This is a genomic window from Psychrobacter pygoscelis, assembly GCF_004335015.1.
Taxonomy (GTDB): Bacteria; Pseudomonadota; Gammaproteobacteria; order Pseudomonadales; family Moraxellaceae; genus Psychrobacter; species Psychrobacter pygoscelis.
In genome coordinates this window covers 1-218 of sequence record NZ_RQRU01000033.1, presented here as the reverse complement: position 1 = coordinate 218, position 218 = coordinate 1, and the positions used below count along the sequence as shown (strand labels likewise).

Genomic DNA, 218 nt, shown 5'->3' with positions numbered 1-218 from the left:
CTGCTGGTGTTGTTGCCATCGGTAACTTCTGTTCCTGCCGCTGTTAGTTCACTGACGTTGCCAGCTCCGTCATTAACGGTAACACCGGCATTGTTAGTCACTGTGTTGCCAGTCGTTACGCTACCTGTATCACCTAAGTCAAGCGTCTTCTTCAGGCTGTATTTGATGGTGTTGCCGGATTTCACGACAGCTAGGTTGTTCTCACCATCTGCTGTGCC

At 50.5% G+C, this 218-nt stretch carries 1 protein-coding gene; it reads right to left on the bottom strand.

All coding sequences use genetic code 11. The annotated features are described in order from the left end of the window. Positions 1-218 (bottom strand): hypothetical protein (locus tag EGV92_RS14060; protein ID WP_165525643.1); only part of this gene is annotated, 218 nt, incomplete at both ends.